The organism is Eudoraea sp., from assembly GCF_049669105.1.
Taxonomy (GTDB): Bacteria; Bacteroidota; Bacteroidia; order Flavobacteriales; family Flavobacteriaceae; genus Eudoraea.
The window spans coordinates 1-1,708 of the sequence record NZ_JBATKE010000166.1 but is presented as its reverse complement, the minus strand read 5'-3'; the positions used below and the strand labels follow the sequence as shown (position 1 = coordinate 1,708).

At 59.3% G+C, this 1,708-nt stretch carries 1 protein-coding gene; it reads left to right on the top strand.

The features are described from left to right. Window positions 1–1,629: hypothetical protein (locus WBM60_RS13485; RefSeq protein ID WP_424283186.1), on the top strand; the 1,629-nt coding region annotated here is incomplete at its 5' end. Between the last annotated feature and the right edge of the window lie 79 nt (window positions 1,630–1,708).

The window sequence follows — 1,708 nt, the reverse complement described above, 5'->3', positions numbered from 1 at the left end:
GAGCAAGCTCTCAGCAAGACGAAAGCTGAACTCAGCGCGGCCGAGGCACAACTGGCCAGTCTTCGCGAGCAATATGCGTCCGAATTAACGAGACCGGTGGCCGCCCGCGACCGATTGGCGACCGCGCGCAAGGAGCAGACGAATTCAGCCGCGGAACTGGATGCGCCCGCGCCAGTTGGGGAAGCGGCCGAACTGACAGAAGCGCGCCGCTGGCAACTTGAAGCTCGCGGCTATCGACTCGCGGCAGAGATCAAAAAGCTTGATCAGGAGTTATTAACGCACGCTTCTCGTCTCGAACTCTTGCAGGCGCAGCGGGACCTCGCCGGGCAGGCGGTAGAAATCGGGCGCGCGCAGGCGCGGCGATTCGAGGACGCAATCAGCGAGCGCCGCGGTGTTACTGCTGAGCTCGTGAGGCAGCAGGCAGAAACGACCCGGCAGGAGCTGGAGGGCCGGCATCCGGCGATCCGCGACCTCGCTCGCGGCAACGTCGAGGTGAGTGCTCGGTTGGCGCAGCGTGTCCTTGATGTTCAGGACGCCTCAAAGGAGCGCGACGGCTTACGCGAGCAGGCAACCAGTATCGCGGACGCTCTGAGTTCCACGCGTAACAGGCTCGCCATTGCGGGGCTCAACCAGGTGTTGGGACAGGTGCTTATCGAGCAACGCCGGGTACTACCGAACATAAGGAGTTTGAAAGCGAGGCAGAAGGAAATCGAGCAGAAGGTTGCCGATGTCGGGCTCGAGCAATTTCAACTCGCGGAAAAGCGGAGAGAGCTCCGAGACATTAAAAGCTACGTCGACAGCCTGACGGTCGGGCTGACTGATGAAGAAGTTAGTGAGATTCGACCGGAGCTTGCGACGCTGGCTGAGAGCCGACGTGACCTGGTGCAACAGGCGATCGACGCGGGAACCCGCTATCTCCAGGTTCTCGGCGAGCTTGACCTGGTGCAGGGCCAACTGGAAAACAGCGTAAGTGAGTTCGATGATTTCCTGGGAAGACGACTTCTATGGGTTCGTAACACGACGCGGTTCGACATCGACGCACTGAGCTCTGTGCCGGGCGATATCGAGCGGCTGGCTTCGCCGACCGTCCTGGGTCGGCTGACCGGGGACTTTGTCGCTGCGTTGCGGACGATGCCACACCTGGCTATGGCAATCGTCCTGCTTCTAATACTGGGCGCTATGCGCGTTCACTTTATTGCCGGAATCAAAACCCGTGCGAAACGCATAGGCCGAATTAGTACTGATCGTTTCCGTTATTCTCTCGAGGCGCTGACCTTCACAGGCTTTGCAGCCGCGCCGCTACCGCTAGCGCTGCTTGTCTCCGGTTTCGCGATTTCGACATATGTCGATGCAGCTGTCGTTTCCAACGCGTTGGCAGTAAGCATGGTCAAGGTAGGGATCGATTTTCTGTTTATTCAATTCTTCCTCGATGCCTGTAACGATGACGGATTACTACGTAAACACTGTGGCTGGTCGAAACACGCCGTCACCAAATTACGCGATGAACTGCGCTGGTTCAGGTGGGTATTTCCAATCGCGCGATTTGTTGGCGCCGCCAGCTTCCAGCTTGATAACGGCGCCTACATGGGCGGCCTTGCCGCACTTGGCCTGGTCGTTGCCGCGGCGTAATGGGGCGTCCTCCTGTTTCGCTTGCTTACGCCCAACGGCGGTATGCTCCGCGAGTATTTACAGGAGCGCCCTAAGGGCC